A 20,782-nucleotide genomic window follows, 5' to 3' on the forward strand; every position below is an offset into this window, starting at 1 on the left:
ACCGCCGTCGTTAGCTCTAGTGAGAAAGACAAAAACGACAAAGGAGATGTTTGATCATGAATTGGAAAAAAACGATGCTCGCTGTACCGCTTAGCGTTTCACTGATGGTTCCGGCGATGGGGACAGTCAGCGCGCACGACCACGAGGGGAACAAGGGGAAACACGCGCCAACGGTCAATTCACCAGCTTCTGATCTACGTGCTACTTTGGACCAGCTTCTATCGGAACACGCCTACCTCGCAGTCATCACGATGCAAAAGGGGATCGACGGGGCGGAAGACTTCGAGGCTTCAGCGGCAGCGCTGAACGAGAACACGGATGACCTGTCGGCCGCGGTCGGTTCGGTCTACGGGGAAGAGGGCGGCGAGGCCTTCAAAAAAATCTGGAGCAGCCACATCGGCTACTTCGTCGACTATGTGAACGCCTCGGCGAAGGACGACAAAGCCGGAATGGACAAAGCGAAGCAAGAGCTCGACGCGTACCGGGTCGAACAGGCGAAGTTCCTCGAGACAGCGACGGAAGGCCGCTTGAAGGCGAACGAACTCGAAGAAGGACTGGCGATGCACGTCGAACAGCTCCTCTGGGCGTTCGATAACTACAGAGCGGAAGACTTCGACAAGACGTACGAGAACCTCCGCGAGTCGATGCATCATATGTTCGGGACGGGGAAAGGGCTCTCATGGGCGATCACGGATCAGTTCCCGGACAAGTTCGAGAATACGAGCGTAGATACGCCGGCAGCTGACCTTCGTGCCGACTTGAACTACCTCCTGTCCGAGCATGCGGCATTCGCGATCCTCGCGATGCAAAAAGGTATCAGCGGCGCGAAGGACTTCGATGCTTCGGCAGCTGCACTGAACGAGAACACGGAAGACCTCTCGAAGGCTGTCGGTTCGGTCTATGGTGAGGAAGCCGGCATGCAGTTCAAGGAAATCTGGGGAAGCCACATCGGTTACTTCGTCGACTACGTGAAGGCGACGGCGGCCGAGGACGAGGAAGCGAAGAAGCAGGCCCTCGCCGAGCTCGAGGAATATAAGGTCGAACAGGCGAAGTTCCTCGATACTGCGACGGAAGGCCGCCTGAAGGCAGCTGACCTCGAAGCGGGACTTCAGATGCACATCGAGCAATTGCTGAAGGCGTTCGACAGCTACAACGAGAAAGACTATGAGACGACTTATATGAATGTCCGTGAATCTTACGGGCACATGTTCGAAGTCGGAGCAGGACTCTCGGGAGCGATCGTCGATCAGCATCCGGAGAAGTTCGCGGAGAAGATGCCGAACGAGATGCCGAAGACAGGTATGGGCGGAACGTCTGAAGGGACGTTGACGACAGAGATGTTCCTCGCTCTGTTCGCGACAGCGATGCTCGTCGCCTTGTCGGCAGTGGCACTTCGCTCGCGCAAGACGAACGACCAATAATAATCGAAGTGGCGATGAGGGGATGAACCCCTCTCTGCCTTTCGGATGAAAGGGGTCTGACGTGATGAAGGGACCGGTTTCCGTCCTGCTGCTGTCCGCGCTGCTTGCCGGTTGCGGAGTGAGCGGGGAAGAGATACAAACGAAAGAGAAGAACGAGCCGTCTCGAGCGAAGACGACTGCTTCCTCCGAGGGGCGGGTCATCAAAGAGAACCGGGTCAGCATCGAACCGTCGCGGATCGAGATCCCGTCGCTCGATGTCGATGCGAAGATCGAGGAAGCAGGACTGCTCGCGAACGGGCAGATGGAGGACCCAAAATCTCCTGAGACCGTCGGCTGGTATGCGAACGGCACGAAACCCGGGGAGCGGGGCAACGCGGTGCTCGCGGGACACGTCGACAGCAAGACCGGCCCGGCCGTCTTCTTCGATCTACAGAAGCTGAACAAAGGAGACGAGATCATCGTCTCGGATGAAGAAGGGGAACGCCTGACCTTCGTCGTCGAGGAGAAGAAAAAGTACCGGGCAGAGCTCTCGCCGATCGAGGACATCTTCGACTATTCCTACCAAAGCCATCTCAACTTGATCACCTGCACGGGCGTCTTCGATCAGGAGACGAAGAACTACGACGAACGGCTCGTCGTGTACACGACGCTCCAAAAATGATCACGGACGACGAAGGACACCCTGACGCGAAAGTCAGGGTGTCTTCTTCATGCCTGGTATTTTTTGAAGAACGGTGTCTTCTTCAAAGCGATCGCGACCGGGATCGCAATCGCGAGACCGACGAGGTTCTGTGCGATGTTGCCCGGAATCGACTTCATCGGTGCGATCCAGCTGCTGAGGAGGATCGCTTCGTGTACGTAGTAGACACCGAGCATGACAGGCATCGACAGGACCATCCCGATGATGTTAAACAGGATGCTGTCACCTTGGCGGCCACCCGACCAGGCGATCTTACCGACGATGTAGCCTTGAAGACCGCGGGCGATGATGGTACCGGGAGCCCATGGCGTGTAGTTCGAGACGATGTCGAACAGTCCCATCCCGATGGCGCCCGACGCGGCACCTTTTTTCGGTCCGAGGACGAGCGCGATGATGAACATCATCGCCGTCCCGAGGTGGACGAGACCGCCACTCGGTGTGGTCGGAACACGGATGAAGAATGTAGCTACGAAGACGAGAGCGATTGACATGGACGTCAGGATGAGATGGAGCGTCCTTGAGGATGAATAAGGTGCAGCTTTTTGCATGATCGTAAACCTTCTTTCTCAAATCTGAATGATAGGATAACCTTAGCAAAGGATTGAACCAGTTAAAAGTATCAAAAGTGGATAAAGTGAAGGGGTCAGTTTATTTGTCTCTATCATGTTAGCAAGGGAAAGCGAAGAAGCGCATAGCATGACAATGAATGTCCGCATGAGGTAGAATGAGAACCGTTGCAAAGGGAGGAGGCGTCAAATGATCACGTTACGTACAGTCAGTAAAACATTCTCGGAACAGCCGGTCGTCAAGGCGGTCTCGCTTTCGATCGATCCAGGTGAGGTGCACGGGATCATCGGGGCGAGCGGGGCCGGGAAATCGACGCTCCTCCGCCTGATGAACCTGCTCGAGCGCCCGGACGCGGGAGAAGTCGAGTTCGACGGTCAGCCGTTGATGCGACTCCCGGAACGAAGGCTCCGCCACGTCCGCCAGGAAATCGGGATGATCTTTCAGCACTTTCACCTCGTCTCGAACAAGACGGTCGAACAGAACGTCGACGCCCCGCTCAGAATCGCACGGGTGTCGAAAAAGGAACGATCCGTCCGGGTGAACGAGTGCCTTCGCTTCGTCGGGCTCGAATCCTTCGCCGGGAAATACCCGGCTGAACTGAGCGGGGGGCAGAAGCAGCGCGTCGCGATCGCACGGGCGCTAGCGAACGGACCGCGTGTCCTGCTCTGTGATGAGCCGACCTCCTCGCTCGATCCCGGAACGACGTCCGAGATTTTACGCGTCCTGCAGGAAGTCAACCGGACGCTCGGCGTGACGGTCGTCCTCGTCAGCCATGAGATGGACGTCATCAAGAGTCTCTGCGACCGGGTCACCGTGATGGAGGACGGGGAAATTCGCGAGACGGTCCGGATCGAACCGGCCGGTATCCCTTCGATCGACAGCGACGCCATCTGGTTCCTGACGCAGCTGACGGAAGGGGGCGGCCCGCATGCCTGACGTCCTCCTTCAGTATGAAGAAGAGATCAAACTGGCGATCCTGCAGACGTTCGCGATGGTCGGGGTCTCCGTGCTTGCTGCGATCCTGCTCGGACTCCCGCTCGGGACGCTTCTGTTCCTGTCCCGAAAAGGTCAGCTGCTCGCGAACGGCTTCGTGTTCTCGAGCTTGAACCTGCTCGTCAACACGATACGGTCGTTTCCGTTCCTGCTGCTCGTCGTCTTCCTGATCCCGTTCACACGCCTTCTGCTCGGGACGGCGATCGGGACGGCAGCTGCTACAGTGCCGCTCGCGATCATAGCTATCGCCCACTATTCACGCCTCGTCGAACAGTCATTGCTCGATGTGCCAAGAGGCGTGATCGAGGCGGCGGTCTCGATGGGTGCCTCGACGCGTGAGGTCGTGCTGAAGTTTCTGTTCGTCGAAGCTCGTTCAGGGCTCGTACTCGGTCTGACGACGTCGATCGTCAGCTTCATCTCCTACTCGACGATCATGGGGGTGGTCGGGGGCGGAGGCATCGGCGACTTCGCCATCCGCTACGGCTACCAACAGTTCCAAACCGAATTGATGATGTACATGATCCTGATCATGGTCGTGCTCGTCCAACTGATCCAGTTCGCTGGAACGACGCTCGCAAGAGTGCTCGATAAACGCTAGAAAAGAGGAATAAAGAATGAAAAAAATACTGATATCAATGACTGTGCTCGTCCTTGCGCTCGCAGGATGCGGCAATGGCAACGAAGAGGCTAAGGAGACGGAATCGTCGACGGAGACGACGACGCTGAAGGTCGCGTCGCTGATCAAGCCGATGACGGAGATTCTCGACCTCGTCAAACCGGAATTGAAGAAGGAAGGGATCAACCTCGAAGTGGTCGTCCTCAGTGACAACGTCCAGCCGAACAGCGCTCTCGCGGCGAAAGAGGTCGATGCGAACTTCTTCCAGCACGTACCGTACATGGAGGAGTTCAACCGCAACAACGACGCAGATCTCGTCCCGGTCGAACCGATCTACTTCGCGAACTACGGCGTCTACTCGAAGCAGTACAAGTCGATCGACAAGCTTCCGAAGGGCGCGGTCATCGCGATCGCGAACGACGTCTCGAACATCGACCGCTCGCTCTCAATGCTCGCGCAGCACGGCGAGATCAAGTTGAAGGAAAAGACGGGTCCTTACTACACGATGAAGGACATCACGGAGAACAAGAAGGGCTACAAGTTCAAGGAGGTCGACCTGTTGATGCTCGCGCGTCTCTATGATGACGCGGACGCGGTCGTCATGACGCCAGCCTACGCGGCGCCGCTCGGCTTGACGCCGAAGAAGGACGCGCTCCTGACGGAGGGCGTCGAGAACGACTTCGCGATCACGCTCGTCGCCCGCAAGGATAACGCGGATTCGGAAGCGATCAAGAAGCTTGCTGAAGCGATGACGAGCCCCGAGGTGAAGAAGTTCCTCGAAGAGAACTATGACGAGACGGCCATTCCGGCGTTCAAATGATGAGACGGACCATTCCTTGCGAATGGTCTTTTTCATGCCCTAAAAAGAAAGCGCATACAAAAAAGTGTTGCGTCCTAATCGAGGCGATGCTATTCTAGTTTCAACAATAAATCTAAACGTTTACATTAATTTATGAACTTTTAATTAAAAGAATGCTGATATATATTATTTTTTATCTAAAAATCTAAACGTTTACATTTTGGAGGTGGATAACGATGGAGAACAAGCCGAACATCCAAGACGTCGCGAAGAAGGCGGGCGTGTCGATCGCGACCGTCTCGCGCGTCATCAACAATCAAGGCGGCGTCCGGCGCGTGACGGAAGAGAAGATCCAGCGTGCAATCGAGGAGCTCGGCTATATCCGGAGCGCAGCGGCACGGACGATGAAGCGGAAGGACACGAAGACGATCGGCGTCATCGTCCCGGACATCCAGAACCCATTCTTCCCTCTCTTGATGGCAGGAATCGAGCAGAAGGCGAGCGAGCGGGATTACTTCACGATCTTGAGCAGCACGAACGAGTCGCCGGTCATCGAGGAGAAGATCATCCGCAACTTCCTCGAGCGCGGCGTCGACGGGATCATCATCACGACGGCGAACGAGGACGGCGAGTATTTGAAAGTGCTCGAGGAACAAGGGGTCCCGGTCGTCGCCGTCGACCGAAGCATCAAGAAGTTCGACGTCGACACGGTGCTCGTCGACAACGTCAAGGGTGCCTATCAGGCCGTCCAGCGCCTGATCCTGCAAGGACATCGCAAAATCGGGATCATCCGGGGACCGCAACATACGACGCCTGGACTCGAACGTTACATCGGTTATCAGAAGGCGCTCGAGGATTACGGGATCCCGCTCGACGAGAGTTACGTCGTCGACGGCGATTTCAGTGAGGCGAGCGGATATACGGCGACGAGCGAGCTCTATCACCTTCGCGACAAACCGACCGCCGTCTTCTCCTCGAACAACATGATGACGATCGGCTGCATGAAGGCGCTCGATGCGCTCGATTGGAGACTTGGGGAGGAAGTCGCGTTCATCGGGTTCGATGACGTCGATATCGCGACCTTCCTCAGTCCGAAGCTGTCGGTCGTCGCCCGGCCGATGTATGCGATCGGTGAGATCGCCTTCACCTTGCTGCACGACCGGATCCACTTCAAGGAAGACTTGCCGAAACGGAAATACCTCCTGTCACCGGAACTGATCACGAGACAATCCTGTGCCATGACTGATTCACATATTCCGCGCTGACCGTTCAAGGGGATTTTCCCCTCTGACGAAATGTAAGCGCTTCAAAGGTGGTGAGGCCGCGCGGGAACAGCGGCAGTGAAAGCTTCGACCATACTACTCATTAGGAGGAATCATCATGACGAAAGATCCAATCATCCAATTACCGGACGGCTATTTGAACCGGACCCCGATGTTCCAATTCATCCTGCTGTCGCTTCTCTTCCCGCTCTGGGCGGTCGCGGCCAGCCTGAACGACATCCTGATCGCGCAGTTCAAGCACGTCTTCGAACTGAGCGATTTCGCGAGCGCGCTCGTCCAAAGTGCCTTCTACGGCGGCTATTTCCTCGTCGCGATACCGGCATCGCTGGTCATCAAGAAGACGACGTATAAGTTCGGCATCATGACCGGTCTCGTCTTCTACATCATCGGATGCACCTTGTTCTATCCGGCCTCGAACATGGCTACGTACACGATGTTCCTGTTCGCCATCTTCGCGATCGCGATCGGACTCGGTTTCCTCGAGACGGCGGCGAATACATACAGTGCGATGATCGGTCCGCGCCAGTACGGGACGCTCCGCCTGAACATCAGCCAGACGTTCTATCCGATCGGCGCGGTGTCCGGAATCCTGCTCGGGAAGTATCTCGTCTTCCAGGAAGGTGAAAGCCTCGAGAAGCAGATGGCGAGCATGACTCCGGCAGAGGCGCATGCGTTCGGGCTCGAAATGTTGCAGCATACGCTCGAGCCGTATAAGTACATCATCTTCGTTCTCGTCGGAATCCTCATCCTGTTCGCCGTGACGAAGTTCCCGGCCTGCAAGCCGGAGCAGAAGGACACGAAGAAGGTCGACGTTCTCGCGGCAGTCAAACACCTCGGCGGAAACAGACGCTTCCGTAAAGGAATCCTCGCTCAGTTCCTCTATGTCGGGATGCAGGTGACGGTCTGGTCGTTTACGATCCGTCTCGCGCTTGAACTCAACCCTGACCTGAATGAGCGGGTCGCATCGAACTTCATGCTCTACAGCTTCATCGCCTTCTTCGTCGGAAAGTTCGTCGCGAACTTCCTGATGGCCCGCTTCTCGCCGGCGAAGGTCATCGTGGCCTACGCGATCATCGGGACTGCCGTCCTTGCGTACGCATCGTTCGTTCCGAACATGACGGCAGTCTATGCGGCAGTCGCGGTAAGCATGCTGTTCGGTCCTTGTTGGGCGACGATCTATGCCGAGACGCTCGAAGTCGTCAAGGAGAAGAAGTATACGGAAATCGCAGGAGCAGTCCTCGTCATGTCGATCGTCGGCGGTGCGTTCATTCCGGCCCTCCAAGGCCTCGCTTCGGACTGGTTCGGTTCGCTTCAGCTGTCGTTCCTCGTCCCGATGCTCTGCTTCGCAGCGGTTGGAGTCCATTTCTTCGGTAAGATGAAGGACAGCTCTGCGGTCGTCACGGAAGATGAAAAGAAAATCGCGCAATGACGTGCTGAAACACAGAAAATAAAGTACATGGAGTTGAACAGACATGGCAATCGGAAGAGTGGCGCTCCGGCGCGAGTATTTCAGAGAAAAGAGAGACACGATCTACGCACAAGGAAAGATGGAGGTCGTGATGTTCCGCTATCCGTCAGGCGTCGAGGCGCTCGAGATCACGAACGAACTGGGACGGATGACGGTCCTCCCTTACATGGGGCAGATGATTTGGGACCTGATGTTCGATGGCATCGACCTGAAGATGAAGAACATGTTCGACCAGCCGAGAAAGGCGGAGACGATCATCGACACATATGGCTGCTTCGCGTTCCATTCCGGGCTGCTCCAAAACGGATGCCCGGCTCCAGAGGACGACCACGCCCTGCATGGCGAGATGCCGTGCGCGGACATGGACGAGGCATGGCTTGAAATCGATCAGGAGAGCATCAGGGTATGCGGGACGACGGAGCACGTCAAAGGGTTCGGGCATCACTACGTCGCTAGCCCGTCCGTTACGATGTTCGAAAGTTCGAGCTTCATCGAGATCAAGATGAACGTCCGAAATCTCTCGAGTGCGAAGATGCCGCTGCAATACATGTGCCATACGAACTATGCATATGTCGAAGGGGCAAAGATGACGGAGAACCTCCCGGAAGGAGCATTCACTTTGCGAAAGACGGTCCCGGCGCACGTCAAGCCGAACGAACAATGGCTCGCCTACAACGAGGCGCTGCTCGAAGGCCGCGAGACACTGGAGAGCCTCGATCGACCTGAGATGTATGATCCGGAGATCGTCTTCTTCGCGGACCGGCTCGACCGCTATGCGGAGACGGCGGAGTTCCGCATGAAGTCGCCCGAGGTGGAATTCTTCACCCGCTTCAAGACGTCCGAGCTGAACTATGCGACACGCTGGCTCCTCTATAACGGGGATCAGCAAGTCGGGGCGTTCGTCCTGCCGGCGACGTGCCGGCCGGAAGGCTACCTTGCCGCTGAAGCGTCAGGGACGTTGATCGAGCTTGCGGCAGGCGAGGAGAGAACGTTCACGGTCACGACAGGAATGAAAAAGGGGGACGAGTAAGTGGATATCGCAGTCATCGGGTCGAACATGGTCGATCTCATCACGTATATTGAAACAATGCCAAAAGAGGGTGAGACGCTCGAGGCACCTGATTTTGAGATCGGTTGCGGCGGGAAGGGCGCAAATCAGGCGATCGCCGCGGCGAAGATGGGCTCGCGCGTCATGATGGTCACGAAGGTCGGCGACGATTTGTTCGCGGACAACACGATTGCGAACTTCGAGAAGCACGGAATCGATACCGAGTTCACCGAGAAGGTGCCGGGGACGTCGAGCGGCGTCGCACCAATCTTCGTCGACCCGGAATCGAAGAATCGGATTTTGATCATCAAGGGTGCGAACGCACATCTCGCACCGGAAGACGTCGACCGGGCAGCAGACAAGCTGAAACAGTGCCGCCTGATCATCCTGCAGCTCGAAATCCCGCTTCCGACGGTCTACCGGGCGATCGAGTTCGGCAATGAACACGGCATCCCGGTCATCTTGAACCCGGCACCTGCATCGAAGGAACTCGACTTTGACGCAGTTTGCAAATGTGATTTCTTCATCCCGAACGAGAGCGAGCTCGAAATCCTGACGGGGATGCCGGTCGAGACGGAGGAGCAAATCAGGCAAGCGGCGGACACGCTTCTTGTGAAAGGCGTCAAGAACGTCATCGTGACGATGGGCAGCCGCGGCGTCCTTTGGATGACGAAGGGCGAGAGCCATTTCGTCGCGTCCCACCGCGTCGACGCGATCGACACGACGGGAGCGGGCGACGCCTTCATCGGCGCCTTCTCGAACGAATACGTCAAGACGGGTGACATTCTGCGGGCGCTGAAAGCGGCGACCGCGTTCGCCGCCCTCAGCGTGACGAAGCGCGGGACGCAATCGTCCTATCCGACAGCTGCAGAGGTCGAGGACTTCATCGCAGAACGAGTCTGACACGAAATAGGAAAAGCCGCCATATCCTCCTGTAGAGAGGAATGGCGGCTTTGCTGTCGTCAGACTGTGCCGAGCAGTTTCAAAATGATCAGGTTCGTCAAGTTCGGGACGACCTCGAGCGAGTACGTCATCTCCATCCGTTCGAGCTTCTTGTGGGCATCGAGTCCATAAGGCCCGACGTTGATGACCGGGACGTTCAGGTCGCGGATGTCCTGGTAGTCGACATGGTGTTTCGTCCCCCAGCCCGGATTGTTGCGCGAGACGGCGTTGATGCCCTCGTCGTCGTCGCTCAGGGCGACGAAGCTCATGTCCGAGATGTAGGGGAAGAAGTTACGGGTGACGATCGGGTGCGGATAGCTCGGCTGGATCGCTTCGACCGCTTCGTCGAGCGCGTTTATCAAGTTCGCCTCGTTCGCGTCCTTGCCGGTCAGCTCGATGCGCGGCGAGTATAGAGACGAGTAGAACAGGATGATCGCAGGCGTCTTGTCGCGCATCCATTTCCATGCCTCCTCGACGACGCGTGCGGCGAACATGCGCGTATCGAGCGTGCTGTCCTTCAGGAGCTGCGCCTTGAACGCGTCCATCGCATCGGTGAAGGCTTCACCGTGGGCTTCGATCAGCTGCGCCTCCATCTCCTCGTACGTCATGACCCGTGACGTCCACGTCGGCTGCACGAAGCGTTCGCCGCTGCGTTCGCAGTAGTCGGCGTAGCGTTCCGTAAAGGAAGAAAGGGCACGGTCGAACGCGATCGTCGCCTGATCCTTCAGCAGTTCAAGGACGTCGCGCGGCGACCAGGAATGGATGAAGAAATTGTAGTAGACATAGGCTGCGAGCGCCGTCTGGACCGTGTAGGAAGGCTTCAAGTCCGTCTGTTTGAGGGAGACGGGAGGCACCGTCGTCTCGCCGAACGCCTCGTTGCAGAGCTCCGGATTGTAGTTGATCTGCCGCGTCAGCTCGGCCGCGATGAAGTTCGGGTCTAGTCCTTCGAACGCAGAACCGACATGCGTCTCGGCACCTGTGATGAAGAAGGAGGGAAGCAGCTTTCCGACCGTCCCCTTGTAGATGTAACGGTTCTCGTCGCCTTCATAGCGCGGGGCGACGAAGTCGGCATTGATCGCGGCCGTGTAGTCGAATCCGTGCTCCTTCTTCCAGCGCTTCAACGTCTTCAGGGCAGAGAGGACACCGTGCGAGCTGTCCTCCTCATCGCATTCGGCGAGCAGGACGAGATTCCCGTCGAGCTCTTCCGGGTGTTCAGCGTAATGATTCAAGAGATAGAGGTGACTCGCGACGCCGCTCTTCATGTCGAGCACGCCGCGTCCGAACAGCCAGTCCCCGGAATCTAGCTGTGCGCGGGCAGAAGGAGGGAGATCCTCGCTTTCAAGTGAAGCCATCAGGCGCTCCGGATCGCATGCCTCCTCGCGGAGCTGATTGTAATCCTCGATGCCGACCGTATCGACATGTCCCATCAGGATGACGGTCCGGTTGCTCGTCCCTTTCGTTCCTTTGACGAAGGCGAGCACGTTGTAACGTTCCCGGTCATCCTGGATCGTCTGCTCCAGTACGAGGTGATCATTATTCCGAGAAAAGTAAGGGGATTCTGATAAAATTTTGTATAAATATTTTGAGATAAAAGCTTCTCCTTCAGTGTTGACGACGCTTTCAATTTTTACTAATTCCTTCGTAAGAGAGAGAACCTCTTCACGGCAATCTAACATGGTGAGCACACCCCAGTTCATATTTTATCGATATTGTACAAAAACTAACCTACCATCCAAATTCAGTCAAGTAATTTTGAAGATATAAAAAAATTGGGTGATTTGTGGTTGAATTTTCAGAAACGGTTCGATATAGTGTATATAAACTTACAACAATGAATATTAAATCCTCGTCTTTCGCATTAGATGGGGTAGAGGTCGCGATTCAAATCAGTATCTTGCCTGAGGTTCAGTGAAACCTGGGAAGGCAGGAAAAAGGTTGGATCGCCGAAGCGTTTGGACTCACTGCGTCCAAAAGGCTGGGGCTGCACTCGAACAGGGGCAGAACTGTCATATGCCGATCCGGCATGTGGAGAACTATCTTCATCAATGCGAAGGATGAGGATCGGATAACGCCGTCACAGCATCCCTGTGGCGGCTTTTTATTTTTTAAGGGGGAAACGGAAGATGAAAAAATTGACGATCGCAGCACTCGCTGCCATGACGGTACTGGCAGGATGCGGGACAGAGAAGGCAGACAAGAACGGAGACGCGGCGAAGACGGAACTCGTCAAAGACGGGGCGTTGACGTTCTCGATGACGGGACTCTATCCACCGCTCAACTTCAAGAAGGACGGCAAGTTGACAGGATTCGATGTCGAAATCGGGACCGAGATCGCCAAGCGAATCGGGCTTGAAGCCAATCCGGTAACGAATCCGTGGGAGACGATCATCCAAGGATTGAAAGCGAACAAATACGACGCGATCATCGGCAGTATGACGGCGACGCCGGAGCGCGATAAACAGGTCGACTTCACGGACCCGTACTACCTGTCAGGCGCACAGATTTTCGTCGCAGGGGACAATGGGACGATTCAATCGAAAGAGGACCTGAAAGGGAAAAAGATCGGCGTCATCCAGGCGAGCACGTGGAAGGATATGGCGGAAGATCTCTCTGACGACGTCAAAGGCTACCCGACGGACGTCAACGCGTTGCAGGACCTCGAACTCGGACGTCTCGACGCCGTCATCACGGACAAAATCGTCGGTGTGAGCGCGAAGAACGAAAAAGGAATGGACATCAAGCCCGTCGGCGAACTGCTCAACGAGGACCGCGTCAGCATCGCGGTCGCGGAAGGCGACAAGGAACTGCTCGACAAAATCAACAAGGCGCTCGCCGAGATGGTCGAGGACGGAACATACGAGAAAATCAGCATGAAGTGGTTCGATACGAACATCATGGAAAAATAAGCTACAGCAAGCGGACGGTGCGACGAGAAAGTGCCGTCCGGGAAAGGGGTATGAAGTGCTTTTTCTAGAAAATACTATTTCAATCTTTGACCAACACGGCATGGCCTTCCTGAAGGCGGCCGGCCTGACGATTTCGATCACGGCCATCTCGCTCCTGTTCGCGACGCTGATCGGGACGATCTTCGCCGGATTCAAGATCTCGTCGAGCAAACTGCTGAACCGGATCGCCGACCTCTACATCGGGGTAATCCGAGGGACGCCGCTGATCGTCCAGATCATGTTCCTCTACTACGGCCTTGCGAACTTCCTGACGCTCGACAGCTTCACGGCGGGCGCGCTCGCGCTCGGTGTTCACACCGGTGCCTATATCGCGGAGATCTTCCGCGGTTCCGTCCAGTCGGTCGACCGGGGGCAGATGGAGGCGGCGCGTTCGCTCGGGATGCCTTACTTCCTCGCGATGCGACGGATCATCTTCCCGCAGGCGTTCAAACGTTCGATTCCTGCGCTTGCGAACCAGTTCATCATCAGTCTGAAGGACTCGTCGCTCGTCGCCTACATCGCCGTGACCGATCTCTACAGCGTCGCGCTCAGTGTTCAAGGCGAGAACTACATGCCGTTCGAGACGTTCTTCGTCGTCGGCATCTACTACTTGATCATCGTCCTGATCTTCACCTGGTTCGCGAACCGGATCGAAGGGAAGCTCGATGTCAGCAAGCCGAAGGAGGTCGCCATCCCATGATCACAGTCAAAGGACTTTCGAAGTCATTCGGTCAGCTCGAGGTGCTCAAGCAGGTCGACCTGACCGTCGCGGAGAAGGAGGTCGTCGTCCTGATCGGGGCGAGCGGATCGGGGAAGAGTACGCTCCTGCGCTGCCTGAACTTCCTTGAGGTATCGGAAAAAGGGGAGATCACGATCGACTCGGAACGGGTCGAGCTGACGAAGAAGAAGACGGATTTGAATGCGGTCCGGCAAAAGGTCGGCATGGTGTTCCAGCACTTCAATCTCTTCCCGCACAAGACGGTCCTCGAGAACATCATCGAAGCACCGGTCTTCGTCAAGAAGGAGAAGAAGGAAGTAGCGAGCGCGAAGGCGATGGACCTGCTCGCGAAGGTCGGTCTCGCCGACAAGGCGAACTACTACCCGGAGCAATTGTCCGGCGGGCAGAAGCAACGTGTCGCGATCGCCCGTGCGCTCGCGATGGAACCGAAGGTGATGCTGTTCGACGAGCCGACCTCGGCGCTCGACCCGGAACTCGTCGGAGAGGTGCTGCAGGTCATGAAGGACCTCGCGCGCGACGGGATGACGATGGTCATCGTCACGCATGAGATGGGCTTCGCACGCGAAGTAGCGGACCGCGTCATCATGCTCGCGGACGGTAACATCATCGAGGAAGGGCATCCGGGCGAGATCTTCGCACGACCGAAGCACGAACGGACACAGCGTTTCCTGAATCAAATCCTATGAGAAGACAAGAAAAAGCGAGCACCTCGGATGAGATGCTCGCTTTTGCTGTATGTTCAGTTTCGAATCAGGTAGTCGAATGCACCGAGTGCAGCCGTCGCCCCAGACCCCATCGAGATGATGATCTGCTTGTACGCGCTGTCCGTGCAGTCGCCTGCTGCGAACACGCCAGGGACGTTCGTCGCACCGTGGCGGTCGACGATGATCTCGCCGAACTTGCTGCGTTCGATCACGTCGCCGAGCCAGTCCGTGTTCGGGACGAGTCCGATCTGGACGAAGACGCCTTCGAGCTCGACATGCTGCTCGACGCCGCTCTCGCACTCGACGTACGTGATACCGTTGACTTTGTCGTCGCCTGTGATTTCCTTCGTCTGGGCGTTCTTGACGACCGTGACGTTCGGCAGGCTGTTCAGACGCTGTTGCAGGACGGCATCTGCCTTGAGCTCGGGTGCGAACTCGAGGACCGTGACGTGCTTGACGAGACCGGCGAGGTCGATCGCCGCTTCGACGCCGGAGTTCCCTCCGCCGATGACCGCGACGCGCTTCCCTTCGAAGAGGGGACCGTCACAGTGCGGGCAGTAGGCGACACCTTTGTTCTTGAACTCAATCTCGCCCGGTACGCCGACGTTGCGCCAGCGTGCTCCGGTCGAGAGGATGACGCTCTTCGACTTCAGGATCGCACCGTTCTCGAGCTCGAGCTCGATCAGGTCCTTCTTCTCGAGGCGCGTCGCACGCTGCAGGTTCATCACGTCGATGTTGTAGGCCTTGACGTGCTCCTCGAGGCTCGCGACGAGCTTAGGGCCTTCCGTGTACGTCATGCTGATGAAGTTCTCGATGCTCATCGTATCCATCACCTGACCGCCGAAGCGCTCAGCGACGATGCCGGTGCGGATGCCTTTGCGGGCTGCGTAGATGGCAGCACTCGCGCCGGCAGGACCGCCGCCGACGACGAGCACGTCGAACTCCTTGCCTTCGAACTCGGACGCGTCAGGCGCGCTGCCGAGCTTCGAAAGGATCTCTTCGAGCGACATCCGTCCGCTGCCGAACGACTCCCCGTTCAGGAAGACGGTCGGTACGGCCATGATGTCCTTCTGCTCCACTTCGTCCTTGAACGCCGCGCCGTCGATCATCGTGTGCGTGATGTTCGGGTTGAGGACGCTCATGACGTTGAGTGCCTGGACGACGTCCGGGCAGTTGTGGCAGCTGAGGCTGATGTACGATTCGAAGTGATAGCTGCCCTTGATCGCACGGATCTGGGAGATCAGCGACTCGTCCACTTTCGGTGCGCGTCCGCTCACTTGAAGCAGTGCGAGGACGAGCGACGTGAACTCGTGGCCGAGCGGGATACCGGCGAACACGACACCCGTGTCTTCCGACGCGCGGTTGACGCTGAAGCTCGGCGTGCGTGCAAGCGTCGTCCGCTCGACCGTGATACGCGGCGACATGTTTGCGATTTCGTCGACGAGTTCGAGCATTTCACGGGAGACAGTATCTTCTCCTGCGCTCACCTTGAGGACGACGTCGCCTTCCATCATTTGCAGGTATTGCCCTAACTGTTCTTTGATCGCTGCTTCTAACATGGAGTGTACTCCTTAAATCTTTCCTACGAGATCAAGGCTTGGCTTGAGCGTCGCAGAACCTTCTTGCCATTTCGCCGGGCAGACTTCGCCTGGATTGTTGCGGACGTACTGAGCAGCCTTGATCTTGTTGACGAGCGTGCTCGCGTCGCGGCCGATGCCGTCAGCGTTGATCTCGACAGTCTGGATGACACCGTCCGGGTCGATGATGAATGTACCGCGGTCAGCGAGACCAGTCGTTTCGCTGAGGACGTCGAAGTTGCGTGAGATCGTGTGCGACGGGTCGCCGATCATGACGTACTCGATTTTGCCGATCGTCTCAGATGTCTCGTGCCACGCTTTGTGTGTGAAATGTGTGTCTGTCGATACAGAGTACACTTCGACGCCGAGGTCTTTGAGTGTCGCGTACTGGTTTTGGAGATCTTCGAGTTCAGTCGGGCAGACGAACGTGAAGTCTGCAGGGTAGAAGCAGACGACGCTCCACTGGCCGCGGAAGTTCGCGTCCGTCAAGTCGACGAATTCTCCGTTATGAAAAGCTGATGCGCTGAATGGTAGTACTTCTTTGCCGATTAAAGACATGATGAAATTCCTCCTCAAGGGTATGTGATGGAATCACTCCGGCAATCCAGGTCTCCCCTTATGCTAGAATAATTCTAATGTAGTACTAATTTCTAATAAAGCAGACGTTTTGTCAAGTGAAACGATGCAAATAGTATTTTCAGATGATAATAAAGCGCTTACATATTTATTCTCATTTTTCTTTGTAATCTGCGGTAAGGGGAGCGGACGAAAAGCATCCCCGTTCCTTCGACACGGAACGGGGATGCTTTCGTCTATCCTGCTCTGCTGAAATCAGCTACCGAGACGCGATGATTCTTCGAGCATCCGGTCGAATTGGGCGACTGGCAGCGGGCGGCTGTAGAAGTAGCCCTGGATCTCGTCACAGCCGAGCGCACGAAGGATCTCACGCTGCTCGAGCGTCTCGACGCCTTCCGCGATGACGGAGAGGCCGAGACCGTGTCCGAGATGGATGATCGTCTGGACGATCGAACGGTCCTTCAGGCTCATCGTCAGATCGCGGACGAACGGTTGAGCGATTTTCAGGTGGTTGATCGGGAAGTGCTTCAGGTGATGGAGCGAGGAGTAGCCCGTACCGAAATCGTCGAGCGCGATATGGATTCCGAGGGCCCTGAGTGCCTCCATCTTCTCAATCGAAGCCTCTGCATCGAGAACGGCGACGCCCTCTGTGATCTCGATTTCAAGTGAGGCAGGGTCAAATCCTGTCTCATCGAGGATGATTGCGATCGTCTGCAGCAATTCCGTGTGCATGAACTGGAGAGGAGACAGGTTGACGGCGATCTTTAGGTGATCGTGACCATTCGTGTGCCATCTCTTTCCTTCCATACATGCGCTCCGAAGGACGAATTCGCCGATTGGGATGATGAGCCGGGTCTCTTCGGCGAGCGGAATGAACTCAGCCGGGGAGACCATCCCCTCCGCCGTCTCCCAGCGAATGAGCGCTTCGAGTCCGACAATCTCGCCTGTCAGGATATCGACTTGAGGCTGATAGTGAAGGACGAATTCCCCGTTTGTGATCGCCTTCCGAAGACCGTTCTCAAGCTTCATCCGGCGCGAATAGCTCTCGTTCAAGTCATGGGAGAAGAAGGCATGGCTGTTGCCCCCGCTCTCCTTCGCCTTGTACATCGCCATGTCCGCGTGCTTCATCAGCGCTTCGGTGCTTTCACCGTCCTGCGGATAGAGGGCGACACCGATGCTCATCGACAGATGGATCTCGTGTTCACGGAGCGTGAACGGTTCCGCGACGACTCCTTGCAGGCGTGCGATGAGCGAGAGGATTTCTTCCTCGCTCGAGAGACCGCCGAGGAGGACGGCGAACTCGTCACCGCCTTGGCGCGAGATCGTATCCTCCTTGCGCAAGGACTGGACCATCTGCTTCGAGACGTGGCGGAGCACCTCGTCGCCGAACTCATGCCCGAGCGTGTCGTTGATGTTTTTGAAACGGTCGAGGTCGACGAATAAGATTGCAACGAGTCCCTGCCGCCGTCTTGCTTCCCCCATCTCTTCGGTCAAACGTTCGAGGAAGAAGCGCCGATTCGGCAGGTCGCTCAGCACGTCATGATACGCCATGTGGCGCATCTTCTTTACGACAGTCGTCAGCTGATGATTCTTGCGGCTGAGTTCGTCAGTCCGTTCCGTGATCCGCTGTTCAAGCCGTTCCGTCAGTTGATGGTATTTGTCGAGCAGATTTTGGTTCTCAAGAAGGGTCAGAACTTGGCGCGAGACGACGAGAAGGATGGCAATCGACGCACCGATCGACAGGCTGTCCATCCCTTGTTTCTGTGACAGCATGACACTGAACAGGAGGATGACGCTCGCATATGGAAGCCAGAGTCTCGTCAGGAAGAATCGTCTGGCCGTGCGGTCCTCAAGATTTTCGCGTATTCGGACGAAATCGAGGGACGCAAGGCCGGCGAAGCCCATCAGATACAGGGCCATCGTCCAAAGCGGGTCGAACAGGCTCCCCGACAGATAGAGGTTCGATCCTTCGAGATAGAGATAGGCGGAGTCCGCGAACACCTGGACGAGCAGACTCAGCATCGTGATGTACAGGACGTTTCTTGAGAAGAGATGCTCGCTGCCGAAGAAGGAACGCATCGCGATGAACAGCAAGACGAGATCACCGACCGGGTAACCGATCGAGACGAACAGGAACAATGCGGATGACGATTCGTCCCCGACGATGTCGCGGATGATGAAGTGCCAGCTGAAGGAGATGGCGACGGTCATGATGATTGCCGCATCGAATGAAATTTTGCAACACTGCATCAAATCGGAGACGCGCCACGTCTTATAAAAAAAGGCGGCAAGATAGAAGACGACTTGCAACATGTAGAAGAAATCGGGCCACCCGGGGAATGATGGTATGACGGCCTTCACGATTTCCGTATAGGTCCAGATACCTTCTGCGATCGAGTAGCTGAACGTCCCGAGCATGATGAGTTGCCAAAATCTCTTTTCCATTCCCTGATGACGATTTTGAACGAGATAGAGGACGAGCGTCACGACCCATGCAGCTGAGAAAGAAATCAGGTCACCGCCGACGGTGAGAAGGCGGTCGTTCTCCTGAAACAGGTAGAGCCAGGCGTAATAGACCAAGATGTGAGCGACTGCGAAAGATAGAAAGATGCGCTTGGCCGTTGTTCGCATTCATTTGCCTCCATTCCGCGTGAAGAGTCAAACTTCATATAGTTTCAATTATATAGGATATAAGAAAAACAACTTCATATTTTTATAAAAAATGGTTATTATTTCAATTTAAATAATGGGTTACGGATTTGAAAGATACGGCAGCAGCACGAGCGTAATGATGAAGCAGGAACGACGAATAACCCCTGCGTCCGATCGGATGCAGGGGTTATTCGTCGTTCAGGCGACTGGAAGGCTGACCTTCGGGAAGCGCCAAGCATAGTCGAATTCAATCGTCGTCTCGCCTCGAACGGACAGGAAGTTGACGAGTCCGTATTCCCGCGTCAGGAACTGGGACGGGGTGATCGGGCGTCCGACGAGCGTCTGATCGGCGTTGACGTCACGGATCAGCAAGCGATCGTCTTCGATCGACACCTCGTACGTGTCCTCGCCGTCGCTATAGCGACCGGTCCAGTCCCGCCAGTCGGCTGCCTCTGAAGGAACTTCCGTGAAGGCGGGGCAGGCCTTCGTGTCGACGATGATGCATGAGGTGTCTTCTGGAAACCCTACGCTGAACCGCACGTTTCCATCGCTGTCGACGGCGCGGTATATGTTCGTTCCGGTCCGCTCGAGAACGTAGGAGATGCCGCCGTGCGTCAAACGTGTTCCATCCTCCGTCTGTCTGAGCTCAAGCAGGCCATGATAGCTGTGGAGGAACGTGCCCGTGTAAGCCGAAAGATCTTCGGACTGCAACGAATGCGTATCGGATGTCGTCTCCTCGCCGAGCAGTTCGTCGACCAGGGCGTACCCCGCGTTGAAGATGTTCTCCCCGTTCGCGAGCGCGATGACGGCGATCCCTTTTTCCGGCACGAGGATGAACTGGCTCGAGTACTGATAGCTGTACTGACCGTAGTGCCAGAACCGTTCGACTCCCTGCTTCGTCTCGCGGAAGAAGGTGATTCCGCATCCGGCTTCCGTCGCCGTGTACCAGGGGATCTGCTCCTTGCGCATCTCGTTGATCGAGGCCGCGTCCATGAGAGGTGCGCCGAGCTCGAGGTGGAGGCGGGCGAACTTCTCCAAATCCTGGAGAGAAGAGAAGGCATAGTAGGACGGATGGTTCGCCGCGTAGTCGCTGAATGTGTCAGAAGGGACGATCTGCCCGTCCTTCCTTGAGTGAGGAAAGGCGAGCGGTTGTTGCTTCGCACGCACCGGGTCATAGGTCGTCTGCGTCATTCCAAGCGGATCGAGAAGCCACTCCTGCATCAGTTCAGCGAACGGCTTGCCGGTGACGGTCTCGGCGACGAAGCCGGCGATGTTCAGCCCATGGTTGCCATAGGAATAGGCCGTACCCGGCCGGAACAGGACGGGAAGCGTCGGGACGGTGTTGCGGATGTAGTCCTCGAGAGTCCGGTCGTCCGGGTGGCAGTCTCCGGTCGGCATGCCGGACGTATGGGACAGCAGCATCCGTGTCGTGATCAGTGGGGTCGCCGTCTCATCCGAAGTCTTGAACCACGGGATGTAATGCGTGATCGGGAAATCGAGGTCGAGCAGGCCTGCCTCTGCGAGCCGCATCAGGACGGTGCCGGTCAGCAGCTTGCTGACCGAGGCGATGCGAAAGAGGGTCTCGGGAGTGACCGGGGCACCGGTGTCGTCCGACGCCGTCTTCCCGTAGCCTTGCGACACGAGCATCTCGCCGTCTTTCATGACGAGAACGGCAGCCCCGGGGATTTGATTTTCCTGCATCGTCTGTTCGACGATCCGATGAAGTCTTTCGATTGAATATGACATATGGAT

The 20,782-nt window shown here is 56.5% G+C and carries 18 protein-coding genes and 1 riboswitch; of the genes, 12 read left to right on the forward strand and 6 right to left on the reverse strand.

Going from position 1 to position 20,782, the window contains the following annotated elements:
* Positions 1–56: 56 nt before the first annotated feature.
* Entirely contained in the window at positions 57–1,421 is a 1,365-nt protein-coding gene (locus DFG60_RS11675) for a copper amine oxidase (protein WP_114571950.1), read from the forward strand.
* Positions 1,422–1,485: 64 nt separating this feature from the next.
* Positions 1,486–2,082: a class F sortase gene (locus tag DFG60_RS11680; RefSeq protein WP_114571951.1), complete on the forward strand. Its 597-nt coding sequence runs from the start codon at positions 1,486–1,488 to the stop codon at positions 2,080–2,082.
* Between the two features lie 47 nt (positions 2,083–2,129).
* Here the strand turns inward: DFG60_RS11680 and DFG60_RS11685 are convergent, their stop codons facing one another.
* On the reverse strand, positions 2,130–2,669 hold the full coding sequence (locus DFG60_RS11685; protein ID WP_114571952.1) for an ECF transporter S component: 540 nt from the start codon (positions 2,667–2,669) through the stop codon (positions 2,130–2,132).
* Between the two features lie 208 nt (positions 2,670–2,877).
* Here DFG60_RS11685 and DFG60_RS11690 point away from each other — a divergent pair, with 208 nt between their 5' ends.
* The 7 genes from DFG60_RS11690 to rbsK all read left to right on the forward strand — a co-directional run bounded on the left by DFG60_RS11690 (position 2,878) and on the right by rbsK (position 9,798).
* Positions 2,878–3,624, forward strand: coding sequence for a methionine ABC transporter ATP-binding protein (locus tag DFG60_RS11690; RefSeq protein WP_114571953.1), 747 nt, complete (start codon positions 2,878–2,880; stop codon positions 3,622–3,624).
* Entirely contained in the window at positions 3,617–4,279 is a 663-nt protein-coding gene (locus DFG60_RS11695) for a methionine ABC transporter permease (protein WP_114571954.1), read from the forward strand. Before DFG60_RS11690 ends, DFG60_RS11695 begins: the two co-directional genes overlap by 8 nt.
* Before the next feature lie 16 nt (positions 4,280–4,295).
* Positions 4,296–5,117 (forward strand): MetQ/NlpA family ABC transporter substrate-binding protein, encoded by an 822-nt coding sequence (locus DFG60_RS11700; RefSeq protein ID WP_114571955.1) that lies wholly within the window; start codon positions 4,296–4,298, stop codon positions 5,115–5,117.
* A gap of 215 nt (positions 5,118–5,332) precedes the next feature.
* Positions 5,333–6,361: a LacI family DNA-binding transcriptional regulator gene (locus DFG60_RS11705; RefSeq protein WP_114571956.1), complete on the forward strand. Its 1,029-nt coding sequence runs from the start codon at positions 5,333–5,335 to the stop codon at positions 6,359–6,361.
* A 115-nt stretch (positions 6,362–6,476) separates the two neighbouring features.
* The gene (fucP, locus tag DFG60_RS11710) at positions 6,477–7,808 is read left to right on the forward strand and encodes an L-fucose:H+ symporter permease (protein WP_114571957.1); all 1,332 of its coding nucleotides are present in this window, start codon (positions 6,477–6,479) and stop codon (positions 7,806–7,808) included.
* A 43-nt stretch (positions 7,809–7,851) separates the two neighbouring features.
* A complete protein-coding gene (locus DFG60_RS11715; RefSeq protein WP_114571958.1) occupies positions 7,852–8,877 on the forward strand; it encodes an aldose 1-epimerase family protein in 1,026 nt (341 codons plus the stop codon).
* On the forward strand, positions 8,878–9,798 hold the full coding sequence (gene rbsK / locus DFG60_RS11720; RefSeq protein WP_114571959.1) for a ribokinase: 921 nt from the start codon (positions 8,878–8,880) through the stop codon (positions 9,796–9,798). It abuts the gene before it with no gap.
* A 59-nt stretch (positions 9,799–9,857) separates the two neighbouring features.
* Here the strand turns inward: rbsK and DFG60_RS11725 are convergent, their stop codons facing one another.
* The gene (locus tag DFG60_RS11725; RefSeq protein WP_114571960.1) at positions 9,858–11,513 is read right to left on the reverse strand and encodes a M20/M25/M40 family metallo-hydrolase; all 1,656 of its coding nucleotides are present in this window, start codon (positions 11,511–11,513) and stop codon (positions 9,858–9,860) included.
* Positions 11,514–11,697: 184 nt separating this feature from the next.
* Positions 11,698–11,881: riboswitch (Lysine riboswitch) on the forward strand.
* 79 nt (positions 11,882–11,960) lie between these two features.
* On the opposite strand from DFG60_RS11725, the gene DFG60_RS11730 reads away from it, so the two are divergent.
* The 3 genes from DFG60_RS11730 to DFG60_RS11740 all read left to right on the forward strand — a co-directional run bounded on the left by DFG60_RS11730 (position 11,961) and on the right by DFG60_RS11740 (position 14,207).
* Positions 11,961–12,743 carry a transporter substrate-binding domain-containing protein gene (locus tag DFG60_RS11730; protein ID WP_114571961.1) on the forward strand — a complete coding sequence of 261 codons (783 nt, stop codon included), beginning with the start codon at positions 11,961–11,963 and terminating at the stop codon, positions 12,741–12,743.
* Between the two features lie 100 nt (positions 12,744–12,843).
* A complete protein-coding gene (locus DFG60_RS11735; protein WP_114571962.1) occupies positions 12,844–13,482 on the forward strand; it encodes an amino acid ABC transporter permease in 639 nt (212 codons plus the stop codon).
* Entirely contained in the window at positions 13,479–14,207 is a 729-nt protein-coding gene (locus tag DFG60_RS11740; protein WP_114571963.1) for an amino acid ABC transporter ATP-binding protein, read from the forward strand. Before DFG60_RS11735 ends, DFG60_RS11740 begins: the two co-directional genes overlap by 4 nt.
* Before the next feature lie 53 nt (positions 14,208–14,260).
* Here DFG60_RS11740 and ahpF read toward each other — a convergent pair whose 3' ends face one another.
* The 4 genes from ahpF to DFG60_RS11760 form a co-directional block, all read right to left on the reverse strand.
* Positions 14,261–15,784, reverse strand: coding sequence for an alkyl hydroperoxide reductase subunit F (gene ahpF / locus DFG60_RS11745; RefSeq protein ID WP_114571964.1), 1,524 nt, complete (start codon positions 15,782–15,784; stop codon positions 14,261–14,263).
* A 12-nt stretch (positions 15,785–15,796) separates the two neighbouring features.
* The gene (ahpC, locus tag DFG60_RS11750; RefSeq protein WP_114571965.1) at positions 15,797–16,360 is read right to left on the reverse strand and encodes an alkyl hydroperoxide reductase subunit C; all 564 of its coding nucleotides are present in this window, start codon (positions 16,358–16,360) and stop codon (positions 15,797–15,799) included.
* Between the two features lie 273 nt (positions 16,361–16,633).
* The gene (locus DFG60_RS11755; RefSeq protein WP_114571966.1) at positions 16,634–19,009 is read right to left on the reverse strand and encodes a putative bifunctional diguanylate cyclase/phosphodiesterase; all 2,376 of its coding nucleotides are present in this window, start codon (positions 19,007–19,009) and stop codon (positions 16,634–16,636) included.
* Between the two features lie 219 nt (positions 19,010–19,228).
* On the reverse strand, positions 19,229–20,776 hold the full coding sequence (locus DFG60_RS11760) for a serine hydrolase domain-containing protein (protein ID WP_114571967.1): 1,548 nt from the start codon (positions 20,774–20,776) through the stop codon (positions 19,229–19,231).
* Positions 20,777–20,782: the final 6 nt, after the last annotated feature.

The sequence above is a fragment of the Exiguobacterium flavidum genome, assembly GCF_003344535.1.
GTDB lineage: Bacteria > Bacillota > Bacilli > Exiguobacteriales > Exiguobacteriaceae > Exiguobacterium_A > Exiguobacterium_A flavidum.